Source organism: Pedobacter africanus (assembly GCF_040548825.1).
Classification (GTDB): domain Bacteria; phylum Bacteroidota; class Bacteroidia; order Sphingobacteriales; family Sphingobacteriaceae; genus Pedobacter; species Pedobacter africanus_A.
Genome location: NZ_JBEPSL010000002.1, coordinates 1,245,543 through 1,263,086, shown reverse-complemented (window position 1 = coordinate 1,263,086; position 17,544 = coordinate 1,245,543). Strand labels below are relative to the sequence as shown.

Here is a 17,544-nt window from a genome sequence, read left to right as displayed (position 1 = left end):
GCGTTACCTAATCCGGTTGTTTCCGCTTCGTTCTTTGCCCAAAAGTTCGTTCAGCGATTTACATTTCGTCTCTTTATTGATCAGCCCGCCACTCCTCAGGCCAAACAATTTTTCAAACAGGGCAACTTTTTCATAGGGAATATCCTGTTTATCCCCACTTAAAATGTTCCTGTAATTATGAAAGGTATTCAGAGAAACCCCAAGCACCTTCGGAATGATTTTTACAGCATCCCTGTATTGGGATACCGGCAACTTCAACAAAAAATCGTTGATCTTGTACTTTCTTGCTTTATCGCTCATAAATATTATATTTAGTTAGTGTTAATTATTTTTTACGGAACGCCCCATAAAAAAAACAGCATGTTTATAATTTTTTTAGTGTAAACGTACTCAAAAAACTTTCATGCCCCAACAAAACATTTAATTTTTTTGCTTAAAAAAACAAAAAGCACCAAAAAAAGCCTGTAAGGCGGTGAAGATAGAAACGAATAAAATTAATCTCTTAAAAGATCAGGCCTGCGCTGTTCCGTCCTGGCCAGAGCCTGCTCATGACGCCACTCATTAATTTTGGCCTCATGCCCGCTCAGCAACACCTCGGGAACTTTATGTCCTCTCCAGTCGGCAGGCCGGGTATAAACCGGAGCGTCCAGCAGTTCGCCCTGGAAGCTATCGGAAAGCGCAGAGGTTTCATCATTCAGCACCCCCGGGATAAGACGAACAATAGCGTCTACCAAAACCGCGGCCGGCAGTTCTCCTCCTGAAAGCACATAATCACCAATAGAAATTTCCCGGGTTACAAATAAATCCCGAATCCGCTGGTCAATTCCTTTATAATGCCCGCAAAGGATCATGACATTTCCTTTTCCCGACAATTCATTTGCAATCGTCTGGTTAAAGGTTTCTCCATCCGGACTCATAAAGATAACCTCATCGTACACCCGCTCCGCTTTTAATGCTTCAATACAGCGCGCAAAGGGCTCAATAGACATGACCATGCCGCTACCGCCCCCGTAAGGGTAGTCGTCAACACTCTTTTGTTTATTGCTGGCATAATCCCTCAGGTTATGCACCACAATTTCGGCAATGCCTTTTTTTTGTGCCCGCAGCAATATAGAGTGGGCAAAAGGACTCCCAAGCAGATCAGGTAAAACAGATATGATGTCGAAACGCATCCGGTAAAGTTAAAACTAATTTGACAGATAAATATCAAGCAGGCCTTCGGGCAAATCAACCAGCATACGCCCTTTCTCCTCGTCGATCTCCAAAATCATATCTTCATTTAACGGGAACATTATTTCTTTCCCCTGGTACAAAACAGTGGCCACAAATTGCTGAGGATATTCGTTTATTTCAATGATCTCGCCCAATTCGCCATGGGTTTCATCCGAAACAACGAAGCCTTTAAGATCATTGTAATGAAAATCCTCATCAGAGCGGTCAGGCATTTTGGTCAATGGCAGGTATACCTTTTTCTTTACCAATTGCTGCGCCTTGTCTATATGATCAATGTCATCAAAATAAAAATTGCCTGTATTGTTGTGCTGCAATTTATACGCGGACACAAAAAACGGAACCATCTTGCCATTGATCTCCGCAAAAACAACATCCAGATCTAACAACTCCGGCTCATCGTATTCAAAAAATACCTGAACTTCTCCTTTCAGACCTTTGGTTTTGGTTATATACCCAATATAAAATGCTTCTTCCTGTTTCATAAATACCTTAAAAATAAAAATAGCGAAGAATCATTGGAATGAACTCTTCGCTATCATCAGCACAATATAAAAAACTATGCTTCTTCTTCTTTGCTTTCTTCAGCAGCAGGAGCTTCCTCAGTAGCTGCCGGCGCTTCTTCAGACGCAGCTTCAGCTACAGGAGCCTCATCTGCAACTGCAGTTTCTTCAACAGCAACTTCTTCTTCCACCACTTCTTCTACCGGTGCGTTTTTAATCGCAATTGCAGCAGCACGATCAGCATTTTTCTTTGCCTCAGCAGCTAAAGCAGCTTTTTTAACTTCGTCTTTCGCTTTAGTTAAGTTGTCTTTTTTACCTTCAATTTTTTCTCCTTTGGCGCTCAACCACTCCGCAAATTTAGCTTCTGCCTGCTCTGCGGTCAAAGCTCCTTTTTTAACACCACCTTCTAAGTGTTTTTTGTACAAAACACCTTTGTAAGAAAGGATAGCGCGACAAGTATCCGTAGGCTCAGCACCTTTGTTTACCCAGTCAAGAGTTTTATCAAAATTAAGGTCAATAGTAGCAGGATTGGTATTTGGGTTATAAGAACCTAAACGCTCAATAAATTTACCATCTCTTGGTGAACGGGAATCCGCTACCACTACGTGGAAAAAAGGCTTCCCTTTTTTACCGAATCTTTGCAATCTGATTTTAGTTGCCATTTCTTCTTTTAGTTTATGTATTCAACATAGTTCCCGGAGCTTCGTGCTTGCGGGGCTGCAAAAGTAAGTAAAATACTAATGATTAACAAGATGCAATATTTTTAAATTCATTTTATATAATATTGATCCATTTGAAGATATTTGGGTAAACCCGATCAATACCCCAATGAGAATAGCAATCGATATGGATGAAGTCCTTGCCGACCCTTTGAGTAAGTTCATTAAACTTTACCACCGCGATTACGGCGTCCCTTTAGACCTGGTTCTGGACCCCGGAAATGAAATATACCACCATGTTCCCGAACACGCCAACAACAAGTGGTTCGATTACATCAACGAAAAGGGCTTCTTCAGAGACCTGCACGTCATTCCGGGAAGTATAGAAGCGGTGAAAAAATTGCAGGAAAAGCATGAAGTGTATGTTGTCTCCGCAGCTACAGAATTCAGAAATTCACTGGAAGACAAACTTGATTGGCTTGCAGATCATTTCCCTTTTGTCAGCTGGAAAAACATTGTATTCTGTGGGGATAAGATTGTAAATGCAGATGTAATGATCGACGACCGGATAAAAAACTTCCATGGCTTCAATGGCCGGAAGTTACTTTTTTCTTCCCCGCACAACATGCTCATTGACGGCTATGAGCGGGTAGACTCCTGGCAGCAGGTCCTCGACAAATTACTTTGATACTGTAACATTATTTTCCGATTATGGTCAAACCTTAAAATAAACAGTTATGCTAGTTACAACAACCAATTCCATAGAAGGCAAAAAAGTAGTAAAATACATCGGCCTGGTTAGCGGCGAAACCATTATTGGCGCCAATATTTTTAAAGATCTTTTTGCAGGTATCCGCGATATCGTTGGTGGCAGGTCAGGTTCGTATGAGCAGGTATTGAGGGAAGGGAAAAACACGGCGATCAATGAAATGCAGCAGTATGCAGCAGCAATGGGTGCCAATGCAATTATTGGTGTAGACCTGGATTACGAAACTGTAGGCAGCGGGGGTAGCATGCTTATGGTTGCCGCAACCGGAACTGCGGTAATTGTTGAAGACTAATTTGTTCATAAATAGCAAAGAGGGCCTGGCCCTCTTTGCGCTATAATGACAGTATCTCAACCAGCTTCAGCCAGGCCGGACTTACCTCCTGGGCATCGATATGCTTAATGGCCTGATCAAATTTCGTGAAAACAACCTCTCTGTTTACCTGTCCAACCATTACACCCGATTGCCCGTTCAGAACCCCCTCTACGGCGGCAACTCCAAAACGGCTTGCCAGAACTCTATCCATACAACTCGGTTTTCCTCCGCGCTGTATATGGCCAAGAACGGATACCCTGATATCGTAATTCGGGAATTTTTCCTTCAAGATCTCCCCAACATTAAATGCACCTCCAACTTCATCGCCTTCGGCTACGATAATGATCTTCGACGCTTTATCCTTACGCCCATTCTCCAAGCGCTCAACCAGCCCTCCTACTCCCATATTTGCCTCCGGAATCAGAATGGCTTCAGCACCCACGCCAATCCCGCTTCTTAAAGCGATAAGCCCAGAATCCCGGCCCATTACTTCCACTATAAACAATCGGTCATGGGATTCTGCCGTATCCCGGATCTTATCCACAGCATTTACAACCGTATTTATCGCCGTATCATAGCCGATCGTAAAATCTGTTCCCTGCAAATCATTGTCAATGGTACCAGGCAACCCCACCACAGGAAAATTAAACTCGCGGGTAAACAGGTTTGCTCCCGTAAAAGTTCCATCACCACCAATTACAATCAGCGCGTCGATGTTGTGCTTCTTCAACTGCTCATATGCTTGCTGCCGGCCTTCTTTAGTCCTGAAAGCATCACTGCGTGCGGTCTTTAAAATAGTTCCTCCGCGTTGAATAATATTGGCCACTGATTTTCTATTCATCTCAATAAAATCTCCATGAACAAGGCCCTCATAGCCCCTTAAAATCCCAGTAACCTGTAAGTCATAATAAATTGCAGCCCTGACAACTGCCCTGATGGCAGCATTCATTCCAGGGGCATCACCTCCGGAAGTTAGTACCCCGATATTCTTTATCTTATTCATTTGGTATCTCAGCCTTATAAAAATACTTCTGTTGCAAGGCCGTGAAATTAGGTATAATCTTTAAATGTTATTCAAAAATTCTACTTCTTTAAAATTAAACTCTCTTTCAATCCCTTCCGACCTGATCACCAGCAAGCCATTATGGCTTACGTTTACTATAACACCTTCAAAAGACTGGCCATTATGTCGGTAGAGCGCCTGCTCATTAAACCGGTAAAGCCCCTTAATGTAATCGGACTGTAAGTTATTAAAATTTCCGGCCTTCAATTTCAGGTACTGCGCTTCTATATGTCTGCAAATTGAACCGAGTAAGGTCATTAAATTAACATCCTGCTGTAAAATTCTATGCACAGACGTTGCCTTTTCCAACAGCCGCGGATCGAAATTTTGCTGGTTTACATTAAGGCCAATCCCAACTATACAGGCCTTGTAGGTGGCTCCCGCAAGGATATTCTCAATAAGAATCCCGCCCAGCTTTTGGTTTTTGTAATAGAGGTCATTTGGCCATTTAACCTTTAAAAATGGGCCCAACAGCTCGCCAAGAGCATTTTTAAGCGCAAGGCTTATCGCCATATTTAAAAGAAACTGATTAGCTATGGGTAAAAAAGAAGGGCAAAGAAAAACACTAAATGTAAGGTTCAGGCCACGCTCAGCATACCAGGCGTTTTGCTGCTGCCCTCTTCCGGCAAACTGATTATCTGCCATAATAACAGTTCCTTCCGGTAATGGCTCGGAATTTGAAGCTTTAACCTTTAAAAAGTTATTGGTAGAATCAACCTCAGATAATCTGATCAAATTTTGACCAACAAATAATGTTGAAAAAGTGTTATTTTGCAAGTGTTGATTGTATATTTGTTTATCAAAATTAAAACAATTTAATGGTAAAAAAGAAAATCGGAAACCTTTCTACATACCTCTCAGAGATAGCTGTTCACGGCATACAGGAAAAAAAAGGAAACGATATTGTAAGATTAGACCTAAGGGAACTCAACAGTTCTGTTTCTGATTACTTTATTATCTGCAATGCAGATTCTGCAACACAGGTAAAGGCAATTGCCGATAGCGTAGAGGAAGAAATCTATAAAAAAACACAAACTAACCCCTGGAGAAAAGAAGGACTGGAACATGCAGACTGGATTATTCTCGACTATTTCGATATAGTTGTTCACATATTTAAAACTGAAAAGCGCGAATTTTATGGTATTGAAGACCTCTGGGGTGATGCCCAGTCTACCTCCTACCAAAGCGCCTGATCATTCCACATTTTTTTGATTTAACGATGAAAGAGAATCCAAATACAAAACCCAAATTGATAAAGAGAATTCCGAATATTCCCAAAAAACCTCAGAAAGGTTCAAAATTTAATATCTTTTGGGTATATGCTGCTATTATTTTAGGCCTTATACTATTGCAGTTTCTATTTAGCGGCGACACCGCTAAAACTGTATCTTACAGGACGTTTGAAACTCAAATGCTGCAACCCGGAGATGTAGAGAAGCTAATTGCCTATAAACACGAGGACGTAGTAAAAGTAGAAGTCTTTATAAAAAAAGACCGTCTGAAAGACCCAAGATATAAACAATACCAAAGCAGAAATAACTTTGGCACCAATGAGGGGCCAACCGTGTATTTCAATGCGGGAACAATGGATGGACTTGATGCAGACCTTAAAGAATCGCAAAAAAACATCCCGCTCGATCAGCAGATCCGCGCAGAAAAACAAACCAGACAAAGTACATTTAACTCTTGGTTTCTAACCATAATACTGCCGGTACTGTTGTTTATTGCATTCTGGATCTTCATTATGAGACGAATGGGCGGCGGCGCAAGTGGAGGCGGGGGCCAAATTTTTAACATTGGGAAGTCCAAGGCTACCCTCTTCGATAAAGAAAGCCAGGTTAATGTTACCTTTAACGATGTCGCTGGACTTGAAGAAGCCAAACAAGAGGTTATGGAAATTGTAGATTTCCTTAAAAACCCTAAAAAATACACCAACCTAGGGGGTAAAATACCTAAAGGAGCCCTATTGGTCGGTTCGCCAGGAACAGGTAAAACCTTACTCGCCAAAGCCGTTGCCGGCGAAGCTCAGGTTCCATTTTTCTCCCTCTCCGGGTCGGATTTTGTGGAAATGTTCGTCGGTGTAGGCGCCTCTCGTGTCCGTGATCTGTTTAAACAAGCTAAAGACAAAGCTCCTTGCATCATCTTCATTGACGAGGTGGATGCCATCGGCCGCGCCCGTGGTAAAAACAGCATGATGGGCGGAAACGATGAGCGCGAAAACACCCTGAACCAGCTTCTGGTTGAAATGGATGGTTTCGGTACAGACTCCGGTATCATTATCCTTGCAGCAACAAACCGCCCGGATGTACTGGATTCTGCTTTACTAAGACCTGGCCGTTTCGACAGGCAGATCTCTATTGACAAGCCCGATCTGGTTGGGCGCGAGCAGATCTTTAAAGTTCACCTGAAGCCCATTAAAACCGACAAAATCGTAGATGCCAAAAAACTATCTGCACAAACACCTGGATTCGCGGGCGCAGAGATTGCGAATGTGTGTAACGAAGCCGCATTAATTGCTGCACGCCGCAATAAGGAGTTTGTAGACATGCAGGATTTTCAGGACGCTATTGACCGGGTAATCGGTGGCCTGGAAAAGAAAAACAAAATTATATCTCCGGAAGAAAAGCGTATCGTTGCCTATCACGAAGCCGGGCATGCAATTGCCGGCTGGTTCCTGGAACATGCAGATCCACTGGTAAAAGTATCCATTGTTCCGCGTGGTGTTGCTGCCCTCGGTTATGCCCAATACCTGCCTAAAGAACAATTCCTGTACACCACCGAACAATTGACAGACGGCATGTGTATGACCATGGGGGGCCGCGTTGCTGAAGACATAGTATTCGGTAAAATCTCTACAGGCGCACAGAACGACCTGGAGAGGATCACGAAATTGTCTTACGCTATGGTAACCATTTATGGCATGAACAATACGATTGGTAATGTTTCTTTCCATGACCCGCAAAATGAATACAACTTCAACAAGCCTTACTCGGAAAAAACTTCCGAAATGATCGACACTGAAGTTCGTAGTTTAATCGCTGATGTTTATGCAAGAACCAAAACATTGCTTATCGAAAAACGGGACGGTCTGGAAAAGCTGGCTCAGAAATTAATAGAGAAAGAGATTCTTTTCCAGGCAGACTTAGAAGAGATCCTTGGCAAACGCCCTTTCGATAACCGTACCACTTATGATGAATTTGTGAATGGTACCGGCGATCAGAAGCCTGCCGCCGAAGGTTTGCTGCACGATGGGGTAAGTCAGCCAACAGATCCCGCTGCTGCACCGATAAACCCGGCAAATACAGAATCTTAATTAAAATATTTATGGGGCTGCCGTTCGTTAGGAACGGCAGCAAATCCATTACCTATGCAGGAAAACATTTCTTCAAAAGAGTTGATGCTAAAAAGGATCAGGAAAGCCCTTCTGGAAAGAAGAGATAATCCTTATCCCAATTTAGAAGATACCCCGCTCTATACGGAAAACACGGAATACCCGGAAATTTTATTCGCAGAGCAGCTTACGGCTGTTGCCGGAAACTTTATCTTTTGCGAAAACGGAATAGAATTTATTGAAAACATCCTTCATCTGGCCGAAAAATTTAACTGGAGAAAAATCTATTGCTGGGAACCAGAGTTACAGGAACTCCTGGCAACCTATGAGTTTCCCTTTTATCAGACCGACAAGGACTTTGAAATGGCTGAAGTAGGCATAACCCTGTGCGAAGCCCTGATTGCCCGCAACGGCTCCGTAATGCTTTCTAATCAAAATGCCGCCGGCAGGAGGCTAAGTATATACCCGCATCATCATATTGTTATTGCCCGTACCGGCCAGCTCGTTATGGACCTTAAAGATGCCTTTAAACTGATCCGGGATAAGTACGGCGCCCAGATTCCTTCTATGATCAGCACCATAACCGGCCCCAGCAGGACGGCCGATATTGAAAAAACTTTAGTCTTAGGTGCACACGGTCCTAAAGAATTATTTGTATTTTTAATTGACGATTTTTCTTAATCTAATAAATAAACCCTAGTTTTATACTGTACACTAAAATGGTATACGGTTCAAAATGGGCATTAAAACAACTATAAGTTCTGTTATTACAGGTACAGGGAGTTATATTCCAGAAAATATAATCTCGGGGGACTCTTTTTTAAATGCTACATTCTACGACAATGGGGTAGCGCTGGAAAAAGATATGACAGAGGTCATTAATAAATTCGCTGAAATCACAGAAATACTGGAGAGGCGGTATGTAGATGAAGGGCTTGTAAATAGTGATATCGGCGCCATAGCTGCACAGCGGGCTATCGATGACGCAGGGATAAATAAGGAAACACTCGACCACATCATTTGCTGCCACAATTTTGGAGATGTAAAAGCCGGAAGCAATCGTATGGATATCCTCCCTTCTCTGGCAGCCAAAGTAAAACAAACGCTCCAGATCGAAAATCCTGATTGCGTAGCTTACGACCTCATATTTGGCTGTCCAGGCTGGGTACAGGGGGCAATTCAGGCAAATTACCTTATTCAGAGCGGAGATGCTAAACGGGTGATGGTGATCGGCGCCGAAACATTATCCAGAATTACAGACCCGCACGACCGTGACAGCATGATCTTCTCTGATGGTGCAGCCGCAGTAATTTTTGAAGCCTTCGAAAGCGAAGACCCTATTGGCATTATAGCTCATAAAACGCAAACCTATGCCGTAAACTATGCTTCTTTGCTAGTCATGGGCAAAAGCAATAATCCTGGCGAATGTAATGGCAATGCTTACCTGAAAATGAACGGGAGGAAGCTTTATGAGTTCGCGGTAACGAATGTTCCTCTTGTAGTCAAAATGGCCATAGATAAAGCAAATATTGACATCACAGACATCAAGACCGTCTTCATTCATCAGGCTAACGGGAAGATGGATAATGCCATAATGAAGCGGGTGTTCAAGCTATATGGATTGGATGTTGTTCCTGAAAACCTCGTTCCTATGACCATATCCTGGCTTGGCAACAGTTCCGTAGCCACCATTCCTACATTGTTAGACCTTGTGCTTAAAGGTCAGGTAGATGGCTATAAAATTAAATCGGGAGAATATGCAGTATTTGCCTCTGTTGGGGCTGGCATGCACATTAATGCCTTTGTTTACCGCTTTTAGTTTAACCTTTTTAAGCTATCCCGCGCCTGGCTTTCAATGCTGTTTTCGTATTGATGTCCTTTCATGTTAATTGCTGTATTAAAGCTTGCGCGTGCCTGGCCAAAATTTTTCTTTTTCATATAGATCTTTCCCATAAACAGGGCCGAATTGGCAGCAAAATAGGCTTTCAGGCCCTTGCCATATTGTATGGCTTTTTCATAATTATCCAAAGCCGCATCCAGCTTACCCAATTCTTCATGATTACGGCCTAAACGGTAATGGTATTCTGCCCTATCCTTCAACTGGTTTAAATCTCCTTCTTTCAGCCTGGCCAATGCTTCCAGGGATTTACCATAATATCCTCCATCAAAAAGCAGCCTTCCTTTCAAAAGAGTAACATTTGGGGCTACTCCCTGAACCTCATTTAATGCCTGTTTATCCCGTTCATTGATGGCATATCCTGCTGATTTCACTTTCTCTGCATATCCCTGATAGCCCTTTGCATCACCATTCAATAAGGCAATCCAGGCCAGGTGCAGATAACTATCCTTAATATAACTGATCCCCTTGTTGCTTTGCAGGAATTTATGGAAATAACCTGCAGCACCACTATCCAGCTTATTCAGCCTGGCTATGCCCATCAGGTAATCAAGATAAGGAAAGGCTTGGTACTGCGCTCCGGAAGGACGTTCGGCAAGGATAACTATAGCTTCTTCGTTATGCCCTCTTTTAGCACTTACATAGGCCTTTAGATAGGCTTTAAGCAAACTGTTTTCAGAAATCCGCTCCACATATTTCATGGTTTCAGCATAGGCACGTTCGCTATGGGTTACGTCCGTAAGCACAAATGAATAATAAAAAACCACTTCCTCGTAAAAAGGTTCATAGGTCGATTTAGGCATGCCCTCTGCGAGCTTTTCCATCATGGCCAGGCCAGACTTCGCGTTCCCCTTAATACCAAATGTAGAAAGCGTGCTTTTCATAAAGCCATCAGGCAAACTTCCCAGGACTGCACTGATCAGTCCAAGCCCTTTAAAATTCAATTGAAAAGCAGGGAATTTCTTTGCATTTTCCTGCAACAGGCTGTTCGCCTTTTTAATTTCCATTGCTGCATTGAACTGTTCGCCGAATCTCCCTCTGATCAGGGCCCATTGCAAGTTGATCTCCGCCTGGGCGTATAAATTATAGGGTGATTTATTGTCATCGTCAGCAATCTGGTCCAGTCTCGCGCCTTTGTTGCTTTTCAATTTATTGAACTCTTCCTTATTCTCGCTGGTCAGCAATTGAAAGAAGTCGACATAATTTTCCAGCAAAGGCACTATAGCGTTGTCAGGATGCATTTTCTTCTCTGCAGCGATCAACTGCCTTGCCGCATTTAATTTAAGCTCAAATACGAACTGATAAGCCTTCAGGCAATTGGCATTGAAATCAAACTTTGCAAACAGGGTTCCCGGCAAAAACAGGAAGAGGACGGCTAAAAAAAGTTTACTATTTAAGGCTTTAATCTGCATAAGGGTTCTGTTTTTCTGTCACAAAAAAGGGCCAGATGGAATTTCTGACCCTTTATAACTTTATCGGAAAGCTTAAGCAGGAACCACTTCCTGGGTAAGCGCTTCATCCACCAGAATTCTTCCACAGTGTTCGCAAACAATAATTTTTTTGCGCTGACGGATATCCAGCTGACGCTGAGGCGGGATCTGGTTAAAGCAGCCGGAGCAGGAGTCCCGATCAATCGTAACAACCGCCAAACCATTATTGGCATTTCCTCTTAATCTGTTATAGGCCACCAAAAGACGCTCCTCTATTTGAGTTTCCGCTTTTTCTGCTTTTTTCAACAAGGTTTGTTCATCCTTTTCTGTTTCGGCGGTGATCGTTTCCAGCTCTCCTTTTTTGATTTCAAGATCTTTTTTTCTGGATTCCAGATCAGCAAGCGCCCTATCATAAACCTCAGTTTTCTGGGTGATTTCGAATCCAAACTCTCTGATCTTTTTCTCACAAACCTGAATCTCAAGTGTCTGTATCTCTACCTCTTTGGTAAGGGCATCGTACTCACGGTTGTTTTTAACATCCTTTAATTGAGTTTCATATTTTTTGATCAGGTTTTGAGCTTCCTTGATCATATTTTTACGCGTCACAATGGCATCTTCAGTATCATCCAATTCGCCTTTGAATTTTTGTATACGTGTTTCCAGTCCTGCAACCTCATCCTCTAAATCGGCAACTTCCATTGGCAGTTCTCCTCTTATCTGACGTATCTTATCAATCTTGGTATGCAGGGTTTGTAATTCGTATAAAGCTTTTAGCTTTTGCTCTACAGTTTGTTCCATTAAATGAAATAATTTATGGGGTTTGTATTATGCTCCGTTAAACGGATTGCAAAGTTAGGAAATTTTTCTTGAATAATATCTATCAACAAATCAGATGTAAATTGTTCACTTTCAAAGTGTCCGATATCAGCAATCACCAGTTTTTCATCTGCATCAAAAAACTCATGGTATTTAAAATCCGCTGTTACAAACGCATCCGCCCCCACTGCTATGGCCTCTTTCAGCAAAAAACTACCCGAACCGCCACAAACAGCCACCTTTCTGATCTTTTTGGGCAGCAGTCGCGTATGCCGTATCACTACAGCATCCATGCTGTTTTTTACCATTTTTAAAAATTCCGTCCCTTCAAGTGGTTCATCCAGCCAGCCAATCATTCCGGCCCCAACCGACTGCAGCTTGTTGTCCAAAGGATAAATATCGTAGGCCACCTCCTCATAAGGGTGATGTTCAAACAAAGCCAGCATCACCCGGCGCTCGTCCTGTACTTTAAAAACAGTTTCTATCCTGATTTCAGGTTCCTGGTGCTGTAAGCCTTTTTCGCCCACAAAAGGATCGGTATTTTCCCCACCCTTAAAAGTGCCAAAGCCCTCGGCGTTAAAACTGCATTCGCTGTAGTTGGAAATCTCGCCCGCCCCAGCTTTAAACAAAGCATCCCTCAAAACATCAGCCTGTGCTACCGGACAAAAAGTAACCAGCTTTTTTAAAATTGAGCCTTTCGGGCTCAGTACTTTAGTGTTCTTCAGGCCCAGCCGTTCCGCAATAACCCTGTTTACTCCGGCTTCAACATGGTCCAGATTGGTATGAATGGCATACAATGCGATGTCATTTTTTATCGCCTTCAACACCACTCTTTCCACGTAGTTCTTCCCGGTAAACCTTTTAAGCCCTTTAAAAACTATGGGATGATGCGTAATCACCAGGTTACAGCCATGCAAAATGGCCTCATCAACCACACTTTCAATACAATCCAATGCAACCAGGGCGCCGTGGATCTCCTGATCCGGATGGCCCACAATCAGTCCCGAATTGTCGTAATCCTCCTGATAATTCAGGGGCGCAAATGTTTCCAGGTGCTTTATTAAAACAGATAACCTCATATCGGATAAATATACGACAGATTTTGATTACTGTAAATTTCCCATTTTTACCATTTGCAGGCTTTCAAAAACCATACGCTGGTTGTATTCATAGGCCAGGGTTTTGTGGTTGATCAGGTCAATAATGGTCCCGATAAAACAAAGCCCGACTGTAAAAAAATACAAAATACCCATACCAATCTGGTTAACTAAAAACCGGGGCAGGCCTGGTACAAAAAAACCAAGTATACAATACAGGATCATATCGTCCGGATTCCTTCTCTTGCTGCTGTAAATCATTAAAAATCCGCGCAGCTGCTGCTCGCTAAATCCGGTAGTTGCACTCTGCAAATACGAATATTCCTGTGGTGTGATCCCTGGAAGCGACATAAACGGTGAATCAAACATCTCTTTTTCCTCCTTAATATTTTAAATTTAACATCTTATTATTTTTCAAACTTATTCTGGTCAAAACCACTATTCTCCAGCAAATGATCATCAGGGCAGGCAAACCAAACCAGTGATATTTAAAACTCCCGGCAAGGTTTCCATGCAGCAATTGTGTTATGGAGCGCCCGATGCCACATCCGGGGCACCAGCTAAAGCCCATATTGGCCAGCGGACAAAGCGTAAAGTGCTGTTCTGTACCATGAACATGAGGCTTTGCCAGGGCCAGCAGGATTAAAGCTGTGGTCCAGAAGATCAGCTCAAAAGGTATGCGCTTTATTCTTTTCATTTCAATTCGCCGCTGCAAATGCCGCAGAAGGGCTAAATATAGACAATCTGCAGCAACCTGAGTTCTTTCATTTCGGCATTTCAATAGTTTTCAACCTCTTTTTTCCTTTAGATCAACAGGTTGAAACTTTGTTACATCCAAAACCCGCTATAAATCCTACCTTTGTAAGGTGAACATTCGCGAACTGATCAATAAGTACAAAACAGATGAGCGTATTGTAGCATTGGCAAAGGCTCTTAACGCCGGTAAAAATTCCAAAGTCCAGTTAAAGGGGCTGGTAGGATCTGCCGATGCAACAATTGCAGTAGCTTCCTATTTCCTCTTACATAAACCTTTGTTATTTGTTCTTCCGGATAGGGAGGAGGCTTCTTATTTCCTGGCCGATCTGGAAAGTATCCTGGATAAAGAGGTTTTGCTTTTCCCTTCTTCCTTCCGTAAAGCATTCGATTTTACACAGGTAGATACGGCCAACGTACTGGCCCGGGCGGAGGTATTAAACGAACTGAATCACCATTCCGAATATGGAAAAATAGTCGTTTCTTATCCCGAGGCCATCGCCGAAAAGGTGATAGACCGCGCTGTACTGGAAAAAAACACTTTGGAAATCAGCTTAAATGCCAGGCTGGGTATAGAGTTCATCAATGAGTTTTTAATTGATTACGACTTTAACCGGACCGATTTTGTTTACGAACCAGGTCAGTTTTCCATTCGTGGAGGCATTGTAGATATATTTTCATTCTCTCACGACCTGCCTTACCGGATTGAATTTTTTGGCGATATCGTAGAAAGCATCCGGACATTTGAAATCGAAAGCCAGCTTTCTGTTGAAGATGTAAAAACACTTACCATCATTCCGAACGTACAGTCCAGGTACCTCACAGAAAACAACATTAGCATTCTCGATTATATTGAAAAGGACACCCAGCTGTGGTTCAAGGACATAGAGTTTACACTAGACGTTGTCAAAAGCGGCTATAAAAAGGCGGTTGAATTGTGGAAAGCCCTTCCTGCCAAAGAAAAACAGGAAAATCAGGATTGGATAGATCCTAAATTTGCTTTTACAGATGAGAAAATGATGGCGGATATGTTTCACGATTTTCCACTGGTGGAATTCGGAAAGCAGTTCTTCTACAAAACCGAGCATGTTTTCCAGTTCGAAACCAAACCTCAGCCTTCTTTTAACAAGGATTTCAGCCTCCTGATCCATAACCTGAAGGAGAACGAAAAACAAAATATACACAATTTCATTTTCAGTGCCTCTACCAAACAAACCGAGCGTCTTTATGCCATCCTGGATGACATTGATAAAACAGCCAGGTTTACCCCGGTAAACATCCCGTTACGCGAAGGCTTTGTAGATGGCCAGCAAAAACTTGCTTTTTATACCGATCACCAGATATTCGACCGCTTCTATAAATACAAGCTAAAAAGAGGTTATCAGCGCAGTCAGGCCATCACCCTCAAAGAACTGAGAGACCTTAAACCAGGCGATTTTGTGACCCACATCGACCATGGAATAGGTAAATATGCAGGTCTCGAAAAAGTAGAAGTAAATGGCAAAACCCAGGAAATGATCCGCCTGGTTTATGCCGACAATGACCTGCTGTATGTCAACATCAACTCTCTTAACCGCATTGCGAAATACAGTGGCAAGGACGGTACAGCGCCAAAAATGAATAAGCTGGGCACCGAAGCCTGGGATAAACTCAAAAAAACAACTAAAAAAAAAGTTAAAGACATTGCCCGCGACCTGATTAAGCTCTATGCCATGCGAAAATCGCAGGTGGGTACTGCTTTCAGTCCGGATGGTTACCTGGAAACTGAACTCGAAGCTTCCTTCATTTATGAAGATACGCCCGACCAGGAAAAAGCCACTTCCGATGTAAAAAAGGACATGGAGGCCCCGCACCCTATGGATAGGCTGGTTTGTGGCGACGTAGGTTTCGGGAAAACAGAAATTGCCATCAGGGCAGCTTTTAAAGCCGTGGCAAATGGCAAACAGGCTGCAGTATTGGTGCCAACCACCATCCTGGCCCTGCAGCATTTTAAAACCTTCTCCGGCCGTCTTAAAGATTTTCCTTGTACGGTAGATTATGTGAACCGCTTCAAAACCAGCAGGCAGGTTAAGGAAACCCTGGCCAAAGTAGCCGAAGGTAAAATAGATATTATCATTGGTACACACCGCTTGCTCAGTAAAGATGTAAAATTCAAGGACCTGGGCATCATGATCATCGATGAAGAACAGAAGTTTGGGGTGTCCTCAAAAGAGAAATTAAGGGCTTTAAGGGTAAATGTAGATACCCTGACCCTTACCGCAACCCCAATACCCCGTACACTTCATTTTTCTTTAATGGGCGCACGCGACCTCTCCATCATGAGTACACCGCCGCCAAACAGACAGGCTGTAAATACCGAACTTCATGTTTTTAACGACAAGCTGATCCAGGAAGCTGTTCAGTTTGAACTGGACAGGGGCGGACAGGTCTTTTTTATCCACAACAGGGTAAACGACCTGCCTCAATTGGGCGGACTTATCAAAACCCTGGTGCCAAAAGCACGTATCGGCATTGCCCACGGTCAGCTGGAAGGCGATGCCCTGGAAGATGTCATGCTTGATTTTATCAATGGTGAAAAGGATGTGCTTGTAGCCACCACCATTATCGAGGCCGGCCTCGATATCCCAAATGCGAACACCATCATCATTAACCATGCACATATGTTCGGTTTAAGTGACCTGCACCAGATGCGGGGCAGGGTAGGGCGTTCCAATAAAAAAGCATTCTGCTACCTGTTAAGTCCGCCTTTGTCTACACTCACGTCAGAGGCCCGCAAGCGCCTCAGTGCAATTGAAGAGTTTTCAGACCTCGGCAGCGGCTTTAATATTGCCATGAGAGATTTAGATATCCGCGGCAGCGGAAACCTGCTAGGAGCAGAGCAAAGCGGCTTCATCGCCGAAATAGGCTTCGAAATGTACCATAAAATACTGGATGAGGCCATTCAGGAGCTAAAAACGGATGAATTTAAGGACCTCTTTAAAGATGAACCCCTACGCCCTTTTGTAAACTTTACACAGGTGGATACTGATCTGGAACTCTACATACCTGACGATTACGTAACCAACATTACAGAACGGTACAATTTATACACCGAACTTTCAAAAATTGAAAATGAAGCCCAGCTGAAAGCTTTCGAACTGAGTTTAAAAGACCGCTTCGGGCCGGTTCCTGAACCTGTAAAAACCATGCTGAATGTTTTGCGTTTGCAATGGGTAGCCAAAAAACTGGCCTTCGAAAAACTGAGTTTCAAAAAAGGCATTCTGCGCGGTTATTTCATTACCGATAAACGTTCCGCATTTTTTGACTCTACCATGTTCAATAAAATATTGCATTTTGCACAAATCCATCCGCGTTTATGCAACCTTAAAGAGGTTAAAGATTCCCTCCGCATAGCATTCGACAACCTCAATACCGTTGATGAAGCAGTAGAAATGCTGGAAATGGTGGCCAACTAAACCTAAAAATATGAATCCTCAGCTCCTGCAAGACCTCGTTACCATGCAAATGCCCTTCGGAAAATACAAGGGCAGAACCCTTTGCGACCTTCCGGAGTCCTACCTCATTTGGTTTCACAAAGAAGGCTTTCCTCCCGGAAAATTAGGCCAGCTGATCGCCACCCTCTATGAAATTAAACTGAACGGACTGGAATATTTACTGCAGCCCCTGAAGAAAAAATAGCTGTT

At 43.0% G+C, this 17,544-nt stretch carries 19 protein-coding genes; 8 read left to right on the top strand and 11 right to left on the bottom strand.

Going from position 1 to position 17,544, the window contains the following annotated elements; translation table 11 throughout:
* Positions 1 to 3: 3 nt before the first annotated feature.
* The 4 genes from ABIE26_RS15555 to ABIE26_RS15540 form a co-directional block, all read right to left on the bottom strand.
* Complete coding sequence (locus ABIE26_RS15555) at positions 4 to 300, bottom strand: hypothetical protein (protein WP_310141544.1); 297 nt, start codon at positions 298 to 300, stop codon at positions 4 to 6.
* Between the two features lie 194 nt (positions 301 to 494).
* The gene (gene trmD / locus ABIE26_RS15550) at positions 495 to 1,172 is read right to left on the bottom strand and encodes a tRNA (guanosine(37)-N1)-methyltransferase TrmD (protein ID WP_310141547.1); all 678 of its coding nucleotides are present in this window, start codon (positions 1,170 to 1,172) and stop codon (positions 495 to 497) included.
* A gap of 15 nt (positions 1,173 to 1,187) precedes the next feature.
* Positions 1,188 to 1,715, bottom strand: a complete 528-nt coding sequence (gene rimM, locus ABIE26_RS15545; RefSeq protein ID WP_310141550.1) for a ribosome maturation factor RimM — start codon at positions 1,713 to 1,715, stop codon at positions 1,188 to 1,190.
* Positions 1,716 to 1,789: 74 nt separating this feature from the next.
* A complete protein-coding gene (locus ABIE26_RS15540; RefSeq protein WP_310141552.1) occupies positions 1,790 to 2,395 on the bottom strand; it encodes a 30S ribosomal protein S16 in 606 nt (201 codons plus the stop codon).
* A 166-nt stretch (positions 2,396 to 2,561) separates the two neighbouring features.
* Between ABIE26_RS15540 and ABIE26_RS15535 the strand changes: the two genes are divergently transcribed.
* Both ABIE26_RS15535 and ABIE26_RS15530 read left to right on the top strand, forming a co-directional pair.
* Entirely contained in the window at positions 2,562 to 3,080 is a 519-nt protein-coding gene (locus ABIE26_RS15535) for a 5' nucleotidase, NT5C type (protein WP_310141554.1), read from the top strand.
* 49 nt (positions 3,081 to 3,129) lie between these two features.
* Positions 3,130 to 3,453 carry a YbjQ family protein gene (locus ABIE26_RS15530; RefSeq protein ID WP_084238308.1) on the top strand — a complete coding sequence of 108 codons (324 nt, stop codon included), beginning with the start codon at positions 3,130 to 3,132 and terminating at the stop codon, positions 3,451 to 3,453.
* 40 nt (positions 3,454 to 3,493) lie between these two features.
* Here the strand turns inward: ABIE26_RS15530 and pfkA are convergent, their stop codons facing one another.
* Both pfkA and ABIE26_RS15520 read right to left on the bottom strand, forming a co-directional pair.
* On the bottom strand, positions 3,494 to 4,477 hold the full coding sequence (gene pfkA / locus ABIE26_RS15525) for a 6-phosphofructokinase (RefSeq protein WP_310141557.1): 984 nt from the start codon (positions 4,475 to 4,477) through the stop codon (positions 3,494 to 3,496).
* A gap of 60 nt (positions 4,478 to 4,537) precedes the next feature.
* Entirely contained in the window at positions 4,538 to 5,272 is a 735-nt protein-coding gene (locus ABIE26_RS15520; protein WP_310141559.1) for a biotin--[acetyl-CoA-carboxylase] ligase, read from the bottom strand.
* A gap of 83 nt (positions 5,273 to 5,355) precedes the next feature.
* Here ABIE26_RS15520 and rsfS point away from each other — a divergent pair, with 83 nt between their 5' ends.
* From rsfS to ABIE26_RS15500, 4 genes are read left to right on the top strand one after another with little or no spacing between them, the layout of a single operon-like run.
* Positions 5,356 to 5,730, top strand: a complete 375-nt coding sequence (rsfS, locus tag ABIE26_RS15515; RefSeq protein ID WP_310141560.1) for a ribosome silencing factor — start codon at positions 5,356 to 5,358, stop codon at positions 5,728 to 5,730.
* A 26-nt stretch (positions 5,731 to 5,756) separates the two neighbouring features.
* Positions 5,757 to 7,850: an ATP-dependent zinc metalloprotease FtsH gene (ftsH, locus tag ABIE26_RS15510; RefSeq protein ID WP_310141562.1), complete on the top strand. Its 2,094-nt coding sequence runs from the start codon at positions 5,757 to 5,759 to the stop codon at positions 7,848 to 7,850.
* A 54-nt stretch (positions 7,851 to 7,904) separates the two neighbouring features.
* Entirely contained in the window at positions 7,905 to 8,549 is a 645-nt protein-coding gene (locus ABIE26_RS15505) for a LutC/YkgG family protein (protein ID WP_310141563.1), read from the top strand.
* Positions 8,550 to 8,604: 55 nt separating this feature from the next.
* On the top strand, positions 8,605 to 9,687 hold the full coding sequence (locus tag ABIE26_RS15500) for a 3-oxoacyl-ACP synthase III family protein (protein ID WP_310141566.1): 1,083 nt from the start codon (positions 8,605 to 8,607) through the stop codon (positions 9,685 to 9,687).
* Here the strand turns inward: ABIE26_RS15500 and ABIE26_RS15495 are convergent.
* From ABIE26_RS15495 to ABIE26_RS15475, 5 genes are all read right to left on the bottom strand, one after another.
* The gene (locus ABIE26_RS15495) at positions 9,684 to 11,177 is read right to left on the bottom strand and encodes a tetratricopeptide repeat protein (protein WP_310141569.1); all 1,494 of its coding nucleotides are present in this window, start codon (positions 11,175 to 11,177) and stop codon (positions 9,684 to 9,686) included. The two genes, ABIE26_RS15500 and ABIE26_RS15495, sit on opposite strands and share 4 nt — an antisense overlap.
* Positions 11,178 to 11,249: 72 nt before the next feature.
* Entirely contained in the window at positions 11,250 to 11,993 is a 744-nt protein-coding gene (locus tag ABIE26_RS15490) for a zinc ribbon domain-containing protein (RefSeq protein WP_310141571.1), read from the bottom strand.
* Entirely contained in the window at positions 11,993 to 13,090 is a 1,098-nt protein-coding gene (locus tag ABIE26_RS15485; protein ID WP_310141573.1) for a Nif3-like dinuclear metal center hexameric protein, read from the bottom strand. Before ABIE26_RS15485 ends, ABIE26_RS15490 begins: the two co-directional genes overlap by 1 nt.
* Before the next feature lie 27 nt (positions 13,091 to 13,117).
* A complete protein-coding gene (locus tag ABIE26_RS15480; protein ID WP_310141577.1) occupies positions 13,118 to 13,477 on the bottom strand; it encodes a TM2 domain-containing protein in 360 nt (119 codons plus the stop codon).
* A 13-nt stretch (positions 13,478 to 13,490) separates the two neighbouring features.
* A complete protein-coding gene (locus ABIE26_RS15475) occupies positions 13,491 to 13,805 on the bottom strand; it encodes a DUF2752 domain-containing protein (RefSeq protein WP_310141580.1) in 315 nt (104 codons plus the stop codon).
* A gap of 169 nt (positions 13,806 to 13,974) precedes the next feature.
* Here ABIE26_RS15475 and mfd point away from each other — a divergent pair, with 169 nt between their 5' ends.
* Positions 13,975 to 17,316, top strand: coding sequence for a transcription-repair coupling factor (gene mfd / locus ABIE26_RS15470; protein WP_310141581.1), 3,342 nt, complete (start codon positions 13,975 to 13,977; stop codon positions 17,314 to 17,316).
* Between the two features lie 10 nt (positions 17,317 to 17,326).
* Entirely contained in the window at positions 17,327 to 17,539 is a 213-nt protein-coding gene (locus tag ABIE26_RS15465; RefSeq protein WP_310141582.1) for a DUF3820 family protein, read from the top strand.
* Positions 17,540 to 17,544: the final 5 nt, after the last annotated feature.